Origin of the sequence: Corynebacterium sp. HMSC072A02 (assembly GCF_001810085.1) — a bacterium.
GTDB classification, from domain to species: domain Bacteria; phylum Actinomycetota; class Actinomycetes; order Mycobacteriales; family Mycobacteriaceae; genus Corynebacterium; species Corynebacterium hesseae.
Genome location: NZ_KV799876.1, coordinates 1 through 226, shown reverse-complemented (window position 1 = coordinate 226; position 226 = coordinate 1). Strand labels below are relative to the sequence as shown.

1 pseudogene is annotated in these 226 nt (G+C 54.9%); it reads left to right on the top strand.

Annotated features, from left to right (window positions below):
* A pseudogene (locus HMPREF2698_RS11990) lies at positions 1 to 226 on the top strand (IS21 family transposase); the annotation flags it as partial.

Sequence of the window (226 nt, the reverse complement as noted above, 5' to 3'; positions counted from 1 at the left end):
AAGCAAATGTGGAAGCTGCGGTAAAGATCGTCACGCACAAGATCATCCACGCCCTTGAAGACCACCAGTGTGTTGACTTAGACGAGCTCAACGGAAAGATTGTGGGCTTAGTCGATGCGATCAACACCTCCGTGCCGTTTCGCAGTCAGCAGTCAAGCCGCAGGGATCTCTTCGAAGCACACGAGCAGCATCTCCTTGCTGACCTGCCGGCAACCCCGTGGCAACA